The following is a 14,552-nucleotide window of genomic DNA, read 5'->3' as shown; positions in this document are numbered from 1 at the left end:
TGGGGCGGGCTAGCCCCGATCAGGCGCCGTTCCCGGGGGTGCTGGCGGGCTGGGCGGGCAGGCCGGCCCACACCTCGACGCGAACGCCGGAGACGACGGCGCGGGCCTTCCAGTAGCCGCCGCTGGGGCGCGGCTCCCAGGCGGGGATGACGCCGAAGTGGGCGGCCCACGCGTCGACGGTGGCGGCGTCGACAACGGGCCCGGAGAACGCCATCGCGAGCCCCTCCAGGTGGACGTCGCCCTCCTCGGTGGCCGTCCAGGTGACGGTGGGCAGGTCGAGGTCGAGCAGGCCGAGCAGGACGGTCGCCGCGTCGCGCTGGCGGCGCCGCACCTCGGCCGGGTCGGTGCTGGTCATGCGTCTCCTTCGCTCGAAAGGTGGGGGTGGGGCGGCCCCGCCCCCGATCGGGGGGCCGCCAGCGGAAGGTCAGAACGTCTCGGGGTGGCCGGCCGCGCCGCACACGGTGCAGACGTGGCCGTCGCCGTCGAACTCGGCCTCCACGACCCGCTCGACCACGTCGCACCACACCTCGACCACGTCGCCGTCCATGCGCGTCCCCTTCCGTCCCATCTCGTACCGTCCTGACACGTGAGACGATACAAGATGAGTCAACATGGTGCAAGACGGTACATCGGTGGGTGTGGTCGGGCCGGCGGAACGGCCGGTCAGGCGCGGTCGCGAGCCATGGTGGTCGCCTGCAGCCGGTGCAGCCGATCCTCCAACGCGGTCACGTGGGCCTTCATGGCGGCCAGCTCCTGTGACGGGGTGCGCGGCTCCGGGTACGGCTCCACCGCCCGATCCGCGCTCTCCAACTGGATGAGCAGCCGGCCGATCTCCGCCCGCGCCACGTCCAGCTCACGCCGCGCCTCACCCCTGGAGCGGCACGCCTCGGCCAGGTCGTCGGCCAGGCGCGCGATCACCTCCTGGGCGCCGGCCAGCTCCTCCTGCAGCGCCGCCGTACTCGGCGCGACCGGAACATCCTCGACCTGGGCGGCCTGGGGCCGGAGGACGGCGGCCAGGAGCTTGCGAATCGTCGACACGGTGTCTCCTCGCAGCACGACGCTCATTCCGACGTGCCCCGCATGATGACGATGCCCAGCTTCTCCTGGAGCTTCGCCACGACCTGCTTGACGGCGTCCTTGCGCACGTCGTCGGCGTTGTCGAGGACGATGCCCATCTGCAGGTGCCCGCCGGGGATCCGGTAGCGGAACCTCGCGCTCACCTCGTACGGCTCGGAGTCGTCGAACGGAGTGAGCGCGAGGGTCAGCGTTCCGGGCACTTCGATTTGCTGCTTGGCGCCCGCGCCGGCGGTGGTCTCCTCGGTGAAGACCAGGCGCCGGTTGCCGTTCGCGAGCACCGCGGCGCTGTTGAACGTCACCTGCGTCTTCGTCTGGAAGTGTTGCACCAGCTCCAACATGTCCGCCGCGCTGGGCTTGACGATGTTGACGCGGTTGTCGTCGATGAAGTCGGCGAACGCCTCCTGCGCGAGCATGCGCCGGTCGATGCCCGTCCACCGCTTCCAGGCGTCCGTGGTGTGCATCACCAGGATGAGTTCGTGGTCGCCCCACCGGGCGGACTCGTCCCGGTCCAGCCCCTCGTCCGGGGTCGGCTCGTGGGCGTCGAGGACGGCGGTGATCCGGCCGGCGTCGACGTCGACGAACACCTCGGAGCTGCTGTCGGCGTGCTTCTTGTAGTAGTGGACGAAGGACGCGGCGTCCTCGACGACGACGCGGCCGGTCTTGCGGCGCGGTCTGGCGAGGTTCCGGTCGAGCAGGTCGACGAGCGTCACCTTGTCGTTGTGCTTGAACGCGTAGAAGCAGCCCGGCTCCAGCTCCTCGGCGAGCGCCGAGGTGGTCAGGGCTTCGATGAGGGAGTCGTTCTCCGTACGGATGGTCACTTCGCGAGGTCCTTCGGCTGGGAGTTGTCGGTGTCGAGGTCGACCCGGCGCAGGCCGGGCAGAGCGACCTGGCGCGGGTCGTCGCGCAGCAGGTTGCCGTCGTTGTCGGCGAAAAAGATGGCGGCCTTCGGCGCCGCCTTCGGGGCCTTGGAGATGACGTCACCGGACACGGCGAGGGCGTCCTCGTTGCCCTTCATCGGCTCGACCGTGATGGTGAGCGTGAGGGTGCCCTTCTTGCCGTGCTCGCGGACCGCGGCGACGAGCTGCTGCATCGCGGTGGCGGCGTCGTCGGCGACCTGCCCGGCGCGGATGTCGCGGAGCACGTCGGCGAAGGGCCGCGTGCGGCCGGGCTCGTTGTCTGTCATTCGGTTCCTTCCAGGGGGATGAGGGCGAGCTGGTATCCGAGCTCGCGGGCGTGACGATCGGTCTCCACGAGATCCGGGACGCTGTAGCCGGTTTCGCGCTGGCTGACCGTGTGGTGATTCAGGAACAGGCGACGGGCCAGCACGGCCTGGCTAAGGCCCTTGCCACGGCGGATCTCAGCGAGCTGCCGGAACACCGGGTGAGGCTGCTTCATCGGGCCGTCTCGGGGAGTTCGGTGATGTGCAGCACGAGCTGGGCGGCGGCGGCGAGCTCGCCGAGCCGCATGTCCGGGCCGAGCAGATGCGTGTCGTCGTCGTCCGGCAGAACGAGCGCGTCCACCAGCCCGTCGACGCACGCCTTGAACGAGGGGTACAGGTTGGCGACGTCGCGCCGCCGCCGGTTGGGCGGCCGGAACTCGCCGATGATGTGCGCCCGCCCCAGCTGCGGCACCGCCGCCTTGCGCGCCTCCCAGGCGGCGGCCTCGCGCAGCTTCTTGGTGCGCTCGGCGCGGACCCTCCAGTGCGGCCTCTGGTTCGTGTTGAGCAGTTCCAGCCCGGCGGGGAGGGTGAGCGTCCACCGGCGCAGGCCGGGCGCCGCCGACAGGAGGCTCACCGCGCCGCCTTGTCGTGCTTCTTGGCCCGGGACACGTCGATCGTGACCGCGCCCAGCAGGATGCCGACGCCGGTCATCCCGGCGTGCATCCAGCCGGGGAGCGTGTCGAGCGCGCCGAAGGCGGCGCACGCGGCGAACGCGGCCAGGAAGGCGAAGGCGAGGAAGGCTACGCCGGCGTGCAGTTGCCAGCCGCGGCGGAGCGCGGCGAAGGCGAGCCCTGCCGCGGACGCGGCGACGATCGAGAGCATGATCGCGTCGATCACGATGCCTCCCACTTGCGCTGCTCGTCCTGCCCCTTCGGCGTCTGGGCGTACGCGTCGTGCTCGGACGTGATGGTGCCGAGCGCCGCCTCCTGGTTGTGCGGCAGCTCGCTGCCGTCGATCGGCGGCAGCACCGACGTCTCGTACGGGTTGCGGCCGCCGACCGGCTCGGCGGGCGGCTGCCACGGCTCCGGGGCGGGAAGCGGCCACGGCTGCCCGGCCGGCATCACCGGGTCCGGCATCACCGCCCCCGAACCGGCCCGCTCGGCGTGCGCGAGCAGCTGCTCCCAGCCGACGAGCTCCCGCTGGGCGCGCGCCACCTGCTCGCGCAACGCCTCGATGTGCGCGTGTCCGATCACGCCGCCTCCTTCGGGCCAGCCTCCGACACGGCAGGGGTGATGACGGTGACGGGGAATGCGGGGTTGCGGTGGTAGGGCCTCGGCTGGCCGGTCTCGATGTCTTGCGAGTCGAGCCGCCAGCAGCCGCACGTGGCGTCCTCGCACGCGTCCGGGACGGACTCGACGCGGACGACCGGCGGCAGCTCGCCCGGCTTGGCGTGCACGGTCGGAATGCGCGCGAGGTGGCCCGGGCGCAGGTCGGCGAATTTCACGACTCGCCTCGCATGAGGGTGCGGACGTCGGACTCGCGGTAGCGGCGGTGCCCGCCCGCGGTGCGGTGGGCGGCCGGCAGCTTGCCGGCCTGCGCCCACCGGGTGACGGTCTTGGTGTCGACGCCGAACATGCGCGCCACCTCGATGCGCGTCAGCAGCCGGTCCTCCTGGACGGCGCCCTGCGCGGTGTTGTCGGACATGGGTTTCCTCCTGGTCAGGCGGAGGCCGCCTGGGCGGCGGCCTCCTGCTTGGCGGTTCTGTTGCGGCGGCGGGCAGCGGCCGAAGCCAGCGCGCGGCGCCGCATCTCGGCGGAGCGCGCGTTCGCGGCCGCCTTCGGGATGTCCTGCTCGCGCACCACGCCCTCCGCCCGCAGCCGGGACTCCCAGTAGGCGAGGGAGACCGGGGAGGCGGCGGTGGCGGGAGCGGTGCGGGCGGACCGGTCGGCGGTCCGCGCCCACGACGTGTGGACGGCGATCCTGGCGGCGGCCGTGCGCCGCTCCGGGCTGGCCATCAACGCCCCGTCTCGGAGAGCGCGAGAGCCTGCCTGGCGGCGTCCACGTTGGCGCGGGTGAACTCCCACCGGCCCTGCTTGCAGGCGAGCGGAGCACCGCACACGGTGCCGCAGTCGTGCCGCTTGACGCCCGACAGCTGCCCGCCGACCAGCATGCGCTTGGCGGTGGAGCGGCTGACCTGCAGCACCCGGCACACGTCGTCGAGGGTGAGCGGGGTGAGCGGGGTTTGCTCGTCGCCCATGGGCGCCTCCACACCGTCTAGGGAATGGTTCATTACGAGCCAAGACGGTACATCGGCGGTCCAGAGAATACAAGACGCTACAACGGGAGACATGGCGATGCGGTGAGGTTTTACAACCCCTGACTAGACCTGTTTTGAGCCACCGTGATTCAATGCGGTACATGACGGAGCAGGGACGACACGACGACACGACGCCGCCGGGCCGCCCCCTCTGGGCCGCCGCCGAACGCGCACGAGTAGCCGAAGGCGCCAGCCTCGTGGACTGGACAGCACGAATAGGTATCAGCCGCATGAGCTACAACCGGCTCGCCAGCCAAGGCAAACGGCCCATCGCGAGAACCGTGAAAAAGATCGCCGACGTGATCGGCATGGACTACGACGAAGCGATGCGGCTCGCCAGCTACGGCGAGGAACACGGCGACCCCGGCATCATCGTCCTGCGCGACAGCCGCCGCATCCTCGTGCAAGCCAAGGATTTTCAGCGCGCCGCCACCGGCCGCCAGCTCGACATCCTGCGCAAGGCCGGCATCGAAGCCGACCGCACCCTGGGCGACATGCTCGTCATCACCGGCCTCGCCACCGAGGCAGAACTTCAGACGACGGGCCGCCAGGACCAGGCCGTCGCCGTCGACGACGACGGCCCGGTCCTCACGCTCGAATTCCTGACCACCTACCGCAAGGACTCCTAGGCGGCGTGCTGGCCCTGCTTGGACGCCGCCTTCGCGGCGATCAGCTCGGCGGTGAGTGTGCGTGCAGCGGCGATCGTGGCCCGGTCCTGGCGGATCACGTCAATGACTTCGTGGATCTCGTCGAATCCGCTCCGGACCGCGTCCTGGACTTCTCCCGAGACGACACGGGTTCTCGTGTCGTAGACCATCATCCCGGCGATGGCCAGGGTGATGATGACGGCCACCAGGCTCCCGGTGAGGAGCGTCAGGTGGAGCCGGTCGGAGCCGACCCCGGTGACGGCGGTGATGACCGTTACCGCCCACAGAGTGCACGTGCCGGCGATCGCGAAGGCCGAGACGAGGGTGCGTCGGGTGCGTCGTGCCAATTCCGGGTCCTTCCCCCATCGGCCCCAACGGCGCTGTTGGGGCCTTTTGCCGTGATTCCCAGGCAGCGGCCCCGCCACTGTATATGGACCGATCCGAAAGTTGAAGATACAAACGGGCGAAAAGTAACCGTCTTGACACGCGAGTGTCATTCATGTACGTGACGGCTGCAACCGATGCGCATAACCCGCAATGAGAACAATGTCCGGCTTTTTCGGGCGGCGCGTTTCCCTGCCCCGGCAGGGAAACCTATCGGCTCGGTTAGCCCGGTGCGGGTTTCGGCCTCGCACCACCGAGGCCGATGCCCGCAGGGCCCGCACGGCGGGCAAGGAGCGCCGTTGCCTGGGAGGCCGGGTGCCCCACCGCCGTGCGGGTGCTGGGGGTCCTGCCTCGCGCCTTAACAGGTTCGGACTCGCATCGTAACTAATCAACCGCTGTAAGTCACCCCCCATTCGCACACAAAGGCCGATTCTTCTCTTCCCGAGGACAAACCACTGCTCGCGTGACGGGTCCATTCCGGCCATGACAGATCCGTCACAGCCGGGAGATGCTTTCTGACCTGCCGAAACACGTAATTGGCGTCCAAGGCTGTGACAGATGACAGATTCCGCTGCGTTCCCCCGTATCGTGCGCGCCCGCGTGACGCACGCGCGCATACGCGCCCGCGTAAGGGCGGGAATGCGGGAAAACCTGTCATCCGTCACAACCCCGGAACGTACGACCGCATCCGCGCAGGCCAGGCCGCGAATCCCGGCCATGACGGATCCGTCACCGATCCGTCATCGCCTCCCGGCCGACAGACGATCCGCCGGCGAATGGCGGGCGTGGATCTCCCGCGCCCGCTCGTCGGCGAGCGCATCCGAGTAGTGATCGACCATCTCGGCCGTCTTCCAGCCCAGCACCCGCTGCACGGCCTCCTTGCCGGCGCCCGACTTCAGCAGCTCGTGCGTTGCCGTCCCCCGGTAGTCGTGCGGCGTCACCTTCCTGCCGATCCCGGCCAGCTCGGAGCGGCGCCCCAGCATGTCCCGAAGCCCCTCAGCGGTCATGTGCGAGGTGTTGCGGCCCTGGATGCCCAGCCACAGCCACGGCGAGCTCTGAGCCTTGCTGTGGGCGCTTCTGGCCCGCAGGTAGCGGTCGAGGGCCTGGGCGGCGGTGTTGCCGAGCGGCAGCCAATGCTCGTCGCCGCCCTTCAACCGGATCCGTAGCCGCCGGCCGCGCAGGTCGACGTCGTTGGTCGACGGCTCGCGCGGCGTGTAGCGGACGCCCATGATGCCGGACGCGCGCGGCCCGGAGTCGTAGAGGATCTCCAGCAGCGCCCGGTCGCGGCGGTCCTCGAAGGACTTCGAGTTGGTGGTGGCGAGGATGCGCAGCTGCTCGGTTTCGGAGATGTATTGGCGGACCTTGGCCGGCACGTTCGGCCGGTCCGACTTGAGCACCGGGGATGGGCTGGTGCGCTCGCCGATCTCGTCGGAGCACAGCCAGTTCCACCACACTCTCAGGTTGCGGAAGGCGACGTCCGCCGACGCCGGGCTGGTGCGGTGAATCTCGCGGACGATGAACGCCCGCACGTGCTCGGATTGGACTCCCTCGGCGTCACACGGCAGGGAGTTGTCCTGCAGATAGGTAATGAAGGTGGACGCGACGTCTATATAGGAGCGGAGCGTCTTCGCGGACTTGTTGCCGGAGCGCAGCGCGAGCTCCCACGATTCCAGGCACTGTTGCAGGTGGGCTCCGCGCGGGACGGGAATGGCGCGGCTGGCCGCGCTGGTTCGTCGCCGGGTGCGTCGCTCCGGGTTGAATTCGATGACGTTGGACACGCGCCAGAACCCTTTCGTTCTCCGGAGCTACATGCCGCTCGATGCTCCCCGTGTATCGCGATGCTTCATTGTGATTCATCTTGTCCCGTCCGGGCAAGCTGGGGGCTGCGATCAGACGGGCTATAAGCACCGTACGAGTCTGGTAGTCTTCTGGGTGTCGCCAAGACCGGCAGGTCAGGGCGGCAAAAGCGAGCGGCCGTAGCTCAATGGATAGAGCATCTGACTACGGATCAGAAGGTTAGGGGTTCGAGTCCTCTCGGCCGCGCACAGCAGCAAGGCCCGCTACCAGGGGTTCCTGGGAGCGGGCCTTTGTGTGTCTACTGAAGGCAGCCTGAACGTCTCTGCCATCAGGGCAAGTCCGGCTGCCGCGAGCGCCGACGTCGGCTGACGAGCCGCTGGGTCCAGCGCATGTACCAGTCCAGGAACGGCACCGGCTCGCTCCAGCCTCCATGCAGACGGCCCGACGGCTCGACATCCCTCCAGGGAGCCGATGGCCACCAGTACATGCCCTTCGCCTCGCCCCACTCGGTGAGCCAGACGGTGCCGGCGTACTCGCCGTTCATGGCGAGCATGCTGATCCACGAGCACCCGTGGCTGCACAGGAACATGGTTCCAGGCGCGGGCTTGTCCATCCACAGGGTGGGATCCGCCCCATCGGCGGCGAGGCGCCGCAGTTGCCGCACATCATCCCGAGTCACCAGGAAGGGCTCCCAAGGGTAGGCAGCCACCTCAGGTTCCTCCTGGAAACACTCACGCTCCCATTGGGTCTCTTCCACGATCCAACGCAGGTCGAGCAAGTGGCCGGGCGAAACTCCCCGGCCGAAACGCAGCAGGAACGACCGGAACTCGTCAGGAAGCGGCGCGCCGATCACTTTCTCCAGGGCCACGACCTCGGATTCCGGCAGCGGAACAGCCGTCGAGAGATCAGCGAGCCGGGACAGTTCAGCAGCCATTTCATCCAGGCTGATGTCTGATCGCAATGGCTTCTCCCGGGTGAAGGGTCAACACGCACAGGCTAACGGGGGCGAAGAGCAGGCGGCTGCGGCACATGGCGGCCGATCGCCGCCTCACCGTCCGACCAAGCTCCCGTACCCCTACGGCGTTCTCAGGGTCCGGCAAGGGGACCATTCAGGTGTTTCCCGGGGGCGTGATGCGCCTGTGCCGTGTTTACCTGCCTCCATGTCTCCGGAAGCGACACAGGGCGCCGGCGCGGAGCGACAACCCCCGCTCGCGAGCCCGCGGCGGTCGCGGGTGGTGACATGTCTGGCCGCGGCCGCCGTGACCCTGGTGGCTGCGGCAGGCGGTACGGCCGCGCTGTTCGCGGTCGCGACGATCACAGCGACGCCGGCGCTGTTCATGATCGCGGGCGTGGGAGCGTTCCTGGTGATCGGCTACAGCGGTGCGGTGGTGGTCGCGGCCTGGCGAGTGCCGCCGGAACGGCGGCGAGCGGCGCGGTGGACGGTGTTCGCGGCAGGCTCGCTCCTGCCGGGAGCGGTGTTCGCCTGGGCCGTGTCGACGCCGCAGCCTGTGCCCTCATCGTCCATGTCCGTGCCCGGTGCCATGACGGTTCAGGTGTCCACGGGATCCCGGCTCACCGTGATCAAGCTGCCGGTACGGGCGGCGGCGAGCCGTCCACCGATCATCGTGGTGCACGGCGGTCCAGGAGTGCCCGAGCTGCGGGACAACGCCGAGGCGTTCGCCTTCCTCGCCGACCAGGGGTTCGACGTCTACCTCTATGCGCAACTCGGCACCGACGGCTCGACTCGGCTGGCCGATCCGCGCGGCTACACCCGCGAGCGTGCGGTAGCCGACCTGGAGGGTCTGCGCAGCCGGCTCGGTCTGGACAGGGTGATCCTGATCGGCCACTCCTACGGCGGCGAGATCGCCGCGCGCTACCTGGCCGCGCACCCGGACCGCGTCTCCAAGCTGGTGTTGACCTCTCCGGGAGCGGCGGATCCCGACGATCACAGCGGCGATCTCGTCAGCAGTCGCCTCGACAGCGATCAGAAGGTGCGGCTGTACGCCCGTCTGCTCGCCCCCCGCTCGTTGCTGAGCTATCTGTTGTTGCAGGTCAACCCGCGGGCTGCGCACGCCTTCCTGCCTGACGCCGAGGCCGACGCCGTCAACGACATGGTGGTGGAACTCAGCGAGCCTGCGTTGTACTGCCGGGGCGCGACTCTCCCGGACCGGCCGCCGGTACGGGGAACGGGCTTCTACGCGATGCAGTATCCGCAGTCAGCGACCGCCCCGCCGCCGAGCGACCCCCGTCCGGCGCTGGCCGGCCTGCCCACTCCGACCTTGATCGTCAAGGGCTCGTGTGACTATCTGTCCTGGAGGTCCGCGGTGACGTACCGCGATCTGCTGCCGAACTCACGCCTGATCTACCTGGTCGGCGCCGGTCACAACGTCTACCAAGGGGGCCACGCGTTGGTGCCGAAGGCCATCACCGCGTTCCTTGCCGACCGGTCCCTGCCTCTTGTCCCGTACACCGCCGACACGCCACCGGCTGACTACGAAGGTCCGCCGTGACACACCCCGGACGGGAGGGATGTGACGCGGCACGCCTGTTCACAGCCATGTCGTCGCCAGCCAGGCAGTGAGAGCCGCAGCGAGGAGAAGGGTGATGTTGAGGGCGATCTGGCGGTCTCCGCGTCTCAGGTGCAGGGCGGTCGCGCCGATCTGGAGGACCACGAAGCCGATGGCCGCGGCCAGGGCCAGCCAGGACGCGATGCGGGTCAGCGGCGGAAGGATCAGCCCGATCGCGCCGAGCACCTCGATCACGCCGATGCCCCTGACGGCCGGCATCGGCGTGTCGTCCACCCAGGCCATCATCGGCCGGAGCCGTTCGCGGCTCCTGACCACCTTCATCCCGCCCGCGTAGAGGTAGAAGAGGGCGAGCAGGCCGGCGACGATCCAGTACGCGACGTTCACGGCGCCCATCCAGGAGTGGCGGGCTCGGTGGCGTAGCGGCGCATCGTCTCGATGTTGGCCTGCGGCGTCATCGCCCGGCCGCCGGCGATCATGTCCTTCAGGTCGCGGAAGTACTGCACGTACAGATCGGGCGTGAACGTGCTGAGCATGACGGCCGGTTCGTCGGTCACGTTGGCGAAGGTGTGCGGGGCTCCGGGCGGGACCATCACGAGCGTCCCCGCCGTCGCGTCGTGGTCCTCGTCGCCGACCGTGAACCGCACCACGCCGGAGATGACGTAGAAGCCCTCGTCGTGCCGGGCGTGCCGGTGCTGCGGCGGTCCGGGCGTGTGCGGCGCGAGGACGGACTCGGCGATTCCGAGGCGGTGCCCGGTGTTGCTGCCGTCTTCGAGGATGCGCAGTCGCGTGGTGCCCAGGACGATCGTCTCGCCGTCGTCCGGGCCGACCACCGATACGGGTGTGGGTCGATCGGTCATGTCCCGATCCCACCGCCGGCGCACTGCTACTGTCCAAGATCTGTTCTGTGCCGCCGATACCGTACGGGTATCGTCGCACCATGGAGCTACGCACGCTGCGCTACTTCGTGGCGGTCGCCGACGAACTCCACTTCGGCCGGGCCGCCGCCCGGCTGCACATGAGTCAGCCGCCGCTCAGCCGGGCGATCAAGCAGCTGGAGAACGAGGTCGGCGCCGCGCTGTTCGACCGCTCGCCCTCCGGCGTCTCGCTCACCCCGGTGGGGGCCGTGCTGCTGGACGAGGCGCGGGCCCTGCTCGACCAGGCCGACCGGTTGCGCGTACGCGTGGCCGCGGCGGCCGGCACCGCGGCCATCACGGTGGGTCTCCTGGGGGACACCTCCGACCCGGCCGCGGCCCGGCTGGCCGACGCCTACCGTCGGCTCCACCCGCAGGTCGAGGTCCGCATCCGCGAGACCGACCTGACCGATCCCACCTGCGGCCTGCACGCCGGGCTGGTCGACGTGGCCCTGACCCGCGGACCGTTCGACGAGACCGGACTGACCGTACGGGAGTTGCGCGCCGACCCGGTGGGCGCCCTGGTGCGCGCGGACGATCCACTGGCCGGCCGGGAAAGCGTGAAGCTGGCCGATCTGGCCGACCGCCGCTGGTTCCTGTTCCCGGAGGGCACGGACCCCGTCTGGCAGTCGTACTGGAACGGAGGGACGCCTCGGGAGGGCCCGGTGGTGCGGGCCGTCCAGGAATGCAGGCAGGCCGTTCTCTGGAACGGCACGATCGGCATGACCCTCCTGAACCACCCGCAGGCGGACGGGCTCGCCGTGGTGCCGCTGGTCGACATGCCGCCGAGCCGCGCGGTGGTGGCGTGGAACGAGGGCGACACGAATCCGCTGATCCGCTCGTTCGTCCGGCTCGCGGTCGCCGCCTATCGCGACGGAGCCTCCACTGAGTTGTTCACGGAACGGAGCTGAGCAACCCGTCCGACCCGAATCCAGTAGCTGGTCTCCTCGGGCCTCATTAGCGTGACCAGATGCTCAGCTACGACGAACTTGTCGAACAAGCCCTGTACGCCCCCTGCTCGGCTGGGACTTCAGCTGGTTACGCGGCAGAACGAGTGGCGGGAGCCCATCATGGCGATACACCGAGCGGGCCTCAGCACTTCTCTCGGCGGCACCGCGGCTGCTCGACCTGGACACCGGCGGCGGTGAAGTGCTGGCTTCCCTAGCTCCACTGCCTCGTCACACTGTGGCGATGGAAGCATGGCGGCCGAACATCGCCATCGCCGCCGAGCGGCTTCGACCGCTCAACGCCACCGTGCTCGGCGGTACAGCGGATGCCATCCCCGTGAGCGAGGCCACCTTCGATCTCGTGCTCAACAGGCACGGGGCGTTGAACGCTGCCGAGGTCGCCCGAGTTCTCACCCCCGGCGGCCGGCTTCTCACCCAACAAGTCGGCACCAGGAATGATCTGGAGCTGAACATCGCCCTTGGCGCGCCTCTCCCCGATCCAGAGGCATGGACGCCGGCCGTCGCAGTGGATCGCCTTCGCCACTACGGATTTCACGTCCTGGATGCTCGCGAAGAGATGATCGACTATGTCTTCCATGACATAGGTGCCGTGATCTTCCACCTGCGAGCCGTCCCGTGGCAGATTCCCGACTTCGATCACGAACGCTATGAGGGGCCGCTACAGAGCCTCCATGAGCGCATCTGTTCGCAGGGTGAATTCACCGTTCGTAACCACCGTTTTCTCATCGAGGCCGTACTGCTATGACCAGTGGCGGGAGATGCCGCATTGACTACAGGTCTTGACGGTGCTCATGGCCGGTGATCACCTGAAGGTGTTCTCCTTCCCGAATGCGAGGAGCATCCATAATGCGGATCCGCCGATTACATTCCGCTGTATTCGCCGTGGCGCTGGGCGCCGGCATCCTGGCCGGCGCCGCACCTGCCTTCGCCGGCACCCAGACCAGCACGGCCGTGGCCACCGCGGGCTGGCCGACGCCGGACTGGTACCTGCAAGGCCCCTACTCGACCCTGGCCGACTGCGAAGTCGCCTTCGAGGACGCTGCGCAGAACGGTCAATACACCGCGCTCGTCGGCTGTCACTGGTTCCGCGGAGGTGGCGTTTGGCGGGCGGGTTACTACTACGAGGTTTACATTCCCTGATCAAAGGCTCACTGGGCAGTGATCAGCCTCGTCAGGAATCTCGTGCCACCTGCCTTGCCCTCGCCGCACACAGCAGCAGCAAGGCCCGCTCCCAAATGCCCCTGGAGCGGGCCTTTTCTCTCCTCGCGCGTGAGAGGGCGGTTCGCGAGCCGATGCCCGATCACGGATTGCGATCGTAGGAATTTATAGCGTTACAGCCAGTCGGCGGACTCGGTTGTGCTGGGATGACGGCGTGAGCGAGCCGCTCATCCGCCACGACCTGCTGTCAGCTTGGGCGGTTCCAACGATTCCGTGAGGGGCGTGGATGCGGGAAGACATGTCCGACTACGAGACCCGGGCCTGGTCCACCTTGCTCGACACCGAGCGGAAGCGCCGCAACAGCTTACGAGCACGCGCGGCCGGCAAGGTGGCACTCGTCACCAAGCGTGCCGGCGAGCAGATCAGGAAGGTCCCCGGCGCGGTGAAGGTCATGGACCTCGGTGACGAGACCATGGTCAAGGCGCTGGAGGGCGGCTTCAAGGCCGTCTTCTTGCCCGCGGTGCGTTCGGCATCGCTGGAGAAACGCGTCGAGAAACTGCGTCGCAGGCACCAGGATCTGGGCGCGGAGTCGCCGTTCAAGTCGCTCGATCTCAAGGACCTCGACAAAGGCCGGCCCACGGTGACCATTCCGTTCATCGGGGTGCTCCAATCCGGCGTCGCCTCCGTCGTGGTGACCGGAGCCACGGTCAGCACGACGGTGAGCGGCGGCACGACAGCCGGGGTCGCGGTCGTGGCGGTGGCGTCGGACACGGTGATCTCGCTGGCTCTCCTCGGCCGCGCCGTCGCCGAGGTCGCCGTCCACTACGGCTACGACCCTCGGGAACCCGAAGAGGAGTTGTTCCTGATGGGGGTCCTGAACTACAGCATGGCGTCGTCGTCCGCGAGCAGGACGGCTGCTCTCGCGAGCCTGTCGCGCCTCACCCAGATGATGATGCGCCGCGCGACATGGAAGCAGTTGAGCAGGGAGCCTCTCGTCCAGGTCATCCTGCAGATCTTCAAGCTGCTCGGGCTGAGGCTCACCAAGGCGCGGCTCGCCAACATCGTGCCGATCGCCGGCGGCATCCTCACCGCAGGGCTCAGCTTCAACATGCTCTACTCGGCCATCGACGACGCGACGCGGCTCTACCGCGCCCGCTATCTGGTGGAGAAGCACGGGCTGTCGTGGGAGGAATGGCTCACCGAGCCGATGTCGGCGGCCGAGGCCGCGGAACCCACCACAGTCGTGGATGCGACGGCGGTCGAGATCGACGACCTCCTTGCCGAGGTCATCGCCGATGAGGTCTTCGCCGGCGAGGAGGAGTCCGGGTACGCCCCGACTGCCGTGGAGACGATGTGAGCAGGATGATGTTCGCGGTCTCCGGTCCCATGAGCACGGGTGTGAGTGGTGCCCCGCTGATCGTCGAAGACGGCACGGTCGGCGGAATGATGGTCGCGATGGCGAAGGATGACCCGGACCGCGGATACGCGCTGGCCGCCGAGGAAATCCTTCCGGTCGCCAACGAAGCGACCAATGCCACGAGGCATGTCTCGACCAGGAAGTGTCGTAGGGACCGCTGAGTAGTCCCCCTTCAGGTGTCTGTCCTGG

General features: G+C 68.7%; 25 protein-coding genes and 1 tRNA gene. 8 read left to right on the top strand and 18 right to left on the bottom strand.

The genetic code is table 11. The annotated features are described in order from the left end of the window. Positions 1 to 19: 19 nt before the first annotated feature. From AC27IY_RS17600 to AC27IY_RS17540, 13 genes are all read right to left on the bottom strand, one after another. A complete protein-coding gene (locus tag AC27IY_RS17600) occupies positions 20 to 355 on the bottom strand; it encodes a hypothetical protein (RefSeq protein WP_487178555.1) in 336 nt (111 codons plus the stop codon). A 69-nt stretch (positions 356 to 424) separates the two neighbouring features. After that, positions 425 to 547 carry a hypothetical protein gene (locus tag AC27IY_RS17595; RefSeq protein WP_487178554.1) on the bottom strand — a complete coding sequence of 41 codons (123 nt, stop codon included), beginning with the start codon at positions 545 to 547 and terminating at the stop codon, positions 425 to 427. Positions 548 to 663: 116 nt separating this feature from the next. Further along, positions 664 to 1,038: a hypothetical protein gene (locus AC27IY_RS17590; RefSeq protein ID WP_487178553.1), complete on the bottom strand. Its 375-nt coding sequence runs from the start codon at positions 1,036 to 1,038 to the stop codon at positions 664 to 666. A 23-nt stretch (positions 1,039 to 1,061) separates the two neighbouring features. Further along, positions 1,062 to 1,895, bottom strand: coding sequence for a DUF2303 family protein (locus AC27IY_RS17585; RefSeq protein ID WP_487178552.1), 834 nt, complete (start codon positions 1,893 to 1,895; stop codon positions 1,062 to 1,064). Next, positions 1,892 to 2,260: a hypothetical protein gene (locus AC27IY_RS17580; RefSeq protein WP_487178551.1), complete on the bottom strand. Its 369-nt coding sequence runs from the start codon at positions 2,258 to 2,260 to the stop codon at positions 1,892 to 1,894. The genes AC27IY_RS17585 and AC27IY_RS17580 overlap by 4 nt, the downstream gene beginning before the upstream one ends. Further along, complete coding sequence (locus AC27IY_RS17575) at positions 2,257 to 2,454, bottom strand: helix-turn-helix domain-containing protein (RefSeq protein WP_487178550.1); 198 nt, start codon at positions 2,452 to 2,454, stop codon at positions 2,257 to 2,259. Before AC27IY_RS17575 ends, AC27IY_RS17580 begins: the two co-directional genes overlap by 4 nt. A gap of 14 nt (positions 2,455 to 2,468) precedes the next feature. Next, complete coding sequence (locus AC27IY_RS17570) at positions 2,469 to 2,870, bottom strand: hypothetical protein (RefSeq protein ID WP_487178548.1); 402 nt, start codon at positions 2,868 to 2,870, stop codon at positions 2,469 to 2,471. Then, complete coding sequence (locus AC27IY_RS17565) at positions 2,867 to 3,133, bottom strand: hypothetical protein (protein ID WP_487178547.1); 267 nt, start codon at positions 3,131 to 3,133, stop codon at positions 2,867 to 2,869. The genes AC27IY_RS17570 and AC27IY_RS17565 overlap by 4 nt, the downstream gene beginning before the upstream one ends. Then, entirely contained in the window at positions 3,130 to 3,489 is a 360-nt protein-coding gene (locus AC27IY_RS17560; protein ID WP_487178546.1) for a hypothetical protein, read from the bottom strand. The genes AC27IY_RS17565 and AC27IY_RS17560 overlap by 4 nt, the downstream gene beginning before the upstream one ends. Continuing rightward, positions 3,486 to 3,740, bottom strand: a complete 255-nt coding sequence (locus tag AC27IY_RS17555) for a hypothetical protein (protein WP_487178545.1) — start codon at positions 3,738 to 3,740, stop codon at positions 3,486 to 3,488. The genes AC27IY_RS17560 and AC27IY_RS17555 overlap by 4 nt, the downstream gene beginning before the upstream one ends. Beyond that, on the bottom strand, positions 3,737 to 3,940 hold the full coding sequence (locus tag AC27IY_RS17550) for a BldC family transcriptional regulator (protein ID WP_487178544.1): 204 nt from the start codon (positions 3,938 to 3,940) through the stop codon (positions 3,737 to 3,739). Before AC27IY_RS17550 ends, AC27IY_RS17555 begins: the two co-directional genes overlap by 4 nt. 14 nt (positions 3,941 to 3,954) lie before the next feature. Further along, positions 3,955 to 4,251: a hypothetical protein gene (locus tag AC27IY_RS17545; RefSeq protein ID WP_487178543.1), complete on the bottom strand. Its 297-nt coding sequence runs from the start codon at positions 4,249 to 4,251 to the stop codon at positions 3,955 to 3,957. Next, positions 4,251 to 4,493 (bottom strand): hypothetical protein, encoded by a 243-nt coding sequence (locus AC27IY_RS17540; RefSeq protein WP_487178542.1) that lies wholly within the window; start codon positions 4,491 to 4,493, stop codon positions 4,251 to 4,253. Before AC27IY_RS17540 ends, AC27IY_RS17545 begins: the two co-directional genes overlap by 1 nt. Positions 4,494 to 4,654: 161 nt before the next feature. Between AC27IY_RS17540 and AC27IY_RS17535 the strand changes: the two genes are divergently transcribed. Further along, a complete protein-coding gene (locus AC27IY_RS17535; protein WP_487178541.1) occupies positions 4,655 to 5,182 on the top strand; it encodes a hypothetical protein in 528 nt (175 codons plus the stop codon). On the opposite strand, the gene AC27IY_RS17530 is transcribed toward AC27IY_RS17535, so the two are convergent. Then, entirely contained in the window at positions 5,179 to 5,547 is a 369-nt protein-coding gene (locus tag AC27IY_RS17530) for a hypothetical protein (protein ID WP_487178540.1), read from the bottom strand. The genes AC27IY_RS17535 and AC27IY_RS17530 overlap by 4 nt on opposite strands. Positions 5,548 to 6,324: 777 nt before the next feature. Then, the gene (locus tag AC27IY_RS17525) at positions 6,325 to 7,362 is read right to left on the bottom strand and encodes a tyrosine-type recombinase/integrase (RefSeq protein ID WP_487178539.1); all 1,038 of its coding nucleotides are present in this window, start codon (positions 7,360 to 7,362) and stop codon (positions 6,325 to 6,327) included. Between the two features lie 192 nt (positions 7,363 to 7,554). Here AC27IY_RS17525 and AC27IY_RS17520 point away from each other — a divergent pair. After that, positions 7,555 to 7,627, top strand: a tRNA-Arg gene (locus tag AC27IY_RS17520). 82 nt (positions 7,628 to 7,709) lie between these two features. Here AC27IY_RS17520 and AC27IY_RS17515 read toward each other — a convergent pair. Further along, positions 7,710 to 8,315 carry an SMI1/KNR4 family protein gene (locus tag AC27IY_RS17515; protein ID WP_487178538.1) on the bottom strand — a complete coding sequence of 202 codons (606 nt, stop codon included), beginning with the start codon at positions 8,313 to 8,315 and terminating at the stop codon, positions 7,710 to 7,712. A 226-nt stretch (positions 8,316 to 8,541) separates the two neighbouring features. On the opposite strand from AC27IY_RS17515, the gene AC27IY_RS17510 reads away from it, so the two are divergent. Further along, entirely contained in the window at positions 8,542 to 9,891 is a 1,350-nt protein-coding gene (locus AC27IY_RS17510) for an alpha/beta fold hydrolase (protein ID WP_487178537.1), read from the top strand. A gap of 39 nt (positions 9,892 to 9,930) precedes the next feature. Here AC27IY_RS17510 and AC27IY_RS17505 read toward each other — a convergent pair whose 3' ends face one another. Then, positions 9,931 to 10,293 carry a DoxX family protein gene (locus tag AC27IY_RS17505; protein WP_364460891.1) on the bottom strand — a complete coding sequence of 121 codons (363 nt, stop codon included), beginning with the start codon at positions 10,291 to 10,293 and terminating at the stop codon, positions 9,931 to 9,933. Further along, entirely contained in the window at positions 10,290 to 10,766 is a 477-nt protein-coding gene (locus tag AC27IY_RS17500) for a cupin domain-containing protein (RefSeq protein WP_487178536.1), read from the bottom strand. The genes AC27IY_RS17505 and AC27IY_RS17500 overlap by 4 nt, the downstream gene beginning before the upstream one ends. An 80-nt stretch (positions 10,767 to 10,846) precedes the next feature. On the opposite strand from AC27IY_RS17500, the gene AC27IY_RS17495 reads away from it, so the two are divergent. The 5 genes from AC27IY_RS17495 to AC27IY_RS17475 all read left to right on the top strand — a co-directional run bounded on the left by AC27IY_RS17495 (position 10,847) and on the right by AC27IY_RS17475 (position 14,524). After that, positions 10,847 to 11,731: a LysR family transcriptional regulator gene (locus AC27IY_RS17495; protein WP_487178535.1), complete on the top strand. Its 885-nt coding sequence runs from the start codon at positions 10,847 to 10,849 to the stop codon at positions 11,729 to 11,731. 103 nt (positions 11,732 to 11,834) lie between these two features. Continuing rightward, positions 11,835 to 12,533, top strand: coding sequence for a class I SAM-dependent methyltransferase (locus AC27IY_RS17490; RefSeq protein ID WP_487179110.1), 699 nt, complete (start codon positions 11,835 to 11,837; stop codon positions 12,531 to 12,533). A gap of 101 nt (positions 12,534 to 12,634) precedes the next feature. Next, positions 12,635 to 12,928: a hypothetical protein gene (locus AC27IY_RS17485; protein WP_487178534.1), complete on the top strand. Its 294-nt coding sequence runs from the start codon at positions 12,635 to 12,637 to the stop codon at positions 12,926 to 12,928. 304 nt (positions 12,929 to 13,232) lie between these two features. Further along, positions 13,233 to 14,303, top strand: coding sequence for an EcsC family protein (locus AC27IY_RS17480; RefSeq protein WP_487178533.1), 1,071 nt, complete (start codon positions 13,233 to 13,235; stop codon positions 14,301 to 14,303). Next, positions 14,300 to 14,524 carry a hypothetical protein gene (locus AC27IY_RS17475; RefSeq protein WP_487178532.1) on the top strand — a complete coding sequence of 75 codons (225 nt, stop codon included), beginning with the start codon at positions 14,300 to 14,302 and terminating at the stop codon, positions 14,522 to 14,524. Before AC27IY_RS17480 ends, AC27IY_RS17475 begins: the two co-directional genes overlap by 4 nt. The last annotated feature ends 28 nt before the right edge of the window (positions 14,525 to 14,552 follow it).

The sequence above is a fragment of the Nonomuraea sp. B208 genome (assembly GCF_057536035.1).
This window is presented reverse-complemented; position numbering and strand designations above follow the sequence as displayed.

Bases quoted from the DNA above. Each gene is read 5' to 3' on its own strand.
- AC27IY_RS17600 (WP_487178555.1), bottom strand. From the start codon at position 355: ATGACCAGCACCGACCCGGCCGAGGTGCGGCGCCGCCAGCGCGACGCG.
- AC27IY_RS17595 (WP_487178554.1), bottom strand. From the start codon at position 547: ATGGACGGCGACGTGGTCGAGGTGTGGTGCGACGTGGTCGAGCGGGTC.
- AC27IY_RS17580 (WP_487178551.1), bottom strand. From the start codon at position 2,260: ATGACAGACAACGAGCCCGGCCGCACGCGGCCCTTCGCCGACGTGCTC.
- AC27IY_RS17550 (WP_487178544.1), bottom strand. From the start codon at position 3,940: ATGTCCGACAACACCGCGCAGGGCGCCGTCCAGGAGGACCGGCTGCTG.
- AC27IY_RS17545 (WP_487178543.1), bottom strand. From the start codon at position 4,251: ATGGCCAGCCCGGAGCGGCGCACGGCCGCCGCCAGGATCGCCGTCCAC.
- AC27IY_RS17540 (WP_487178542.1), bottom strand. From the start codon at position 4,493: ATGGGCGACGAGCAAACCCCGCTCACCCCGCTCACCCTCGACGACGTG.
- AC27IY_RS17535 (WP_487178541.1), top strand. From the start codon at position 4,655: ATGACGGAGCAGGGACGACACGACGACACGACGCCGCCGGGCCGCCCC.
- AC27IY_RS17515 (WP_487178538.1), bottom strand. From the start codon at position 8,315: ATGGCTGCTGAACTGTCCCGGCTCGCTGATCTCTCGACGGCTGTTCCG.
- AC27IY_RS17510 (WP_487178537.1), top strand. From the start codon at position 8,542: ATGTCTCCGGAAGCGACACAGGGCGCCGGCGCGGAGCGACAACCCCCG.
- AC27IY_RS17500 (WP_487178536.1), bottom strand. From the start codon at position 10,766: ATGACCGATCGACCCACACCCGTATCGGTGGTCGGCCCGGACGACGGC.
- AC27IY_RS17495 (WP_487178535.1), top strand. From the start codon at position 10,847: ATGGAGCTACGCACGCTGCGCTACTTCGTGGCGGTCGCCGACGAACTC.
- AC27IY_RS17485 (WP_487178534.1), top strand. From the start codon at position 12,635: ATGCGGATCCGCCGATTACATTCCGCTGTATTCGCCGTGGCGCTGGGC.
- AC27IY_RS17480 (WP_487178533.1), top strand. From the start codon at position 13,233: ATGCGGGAAGACATGTCCGACTACGAGACCCGGGCCTGGTCCACCTTG.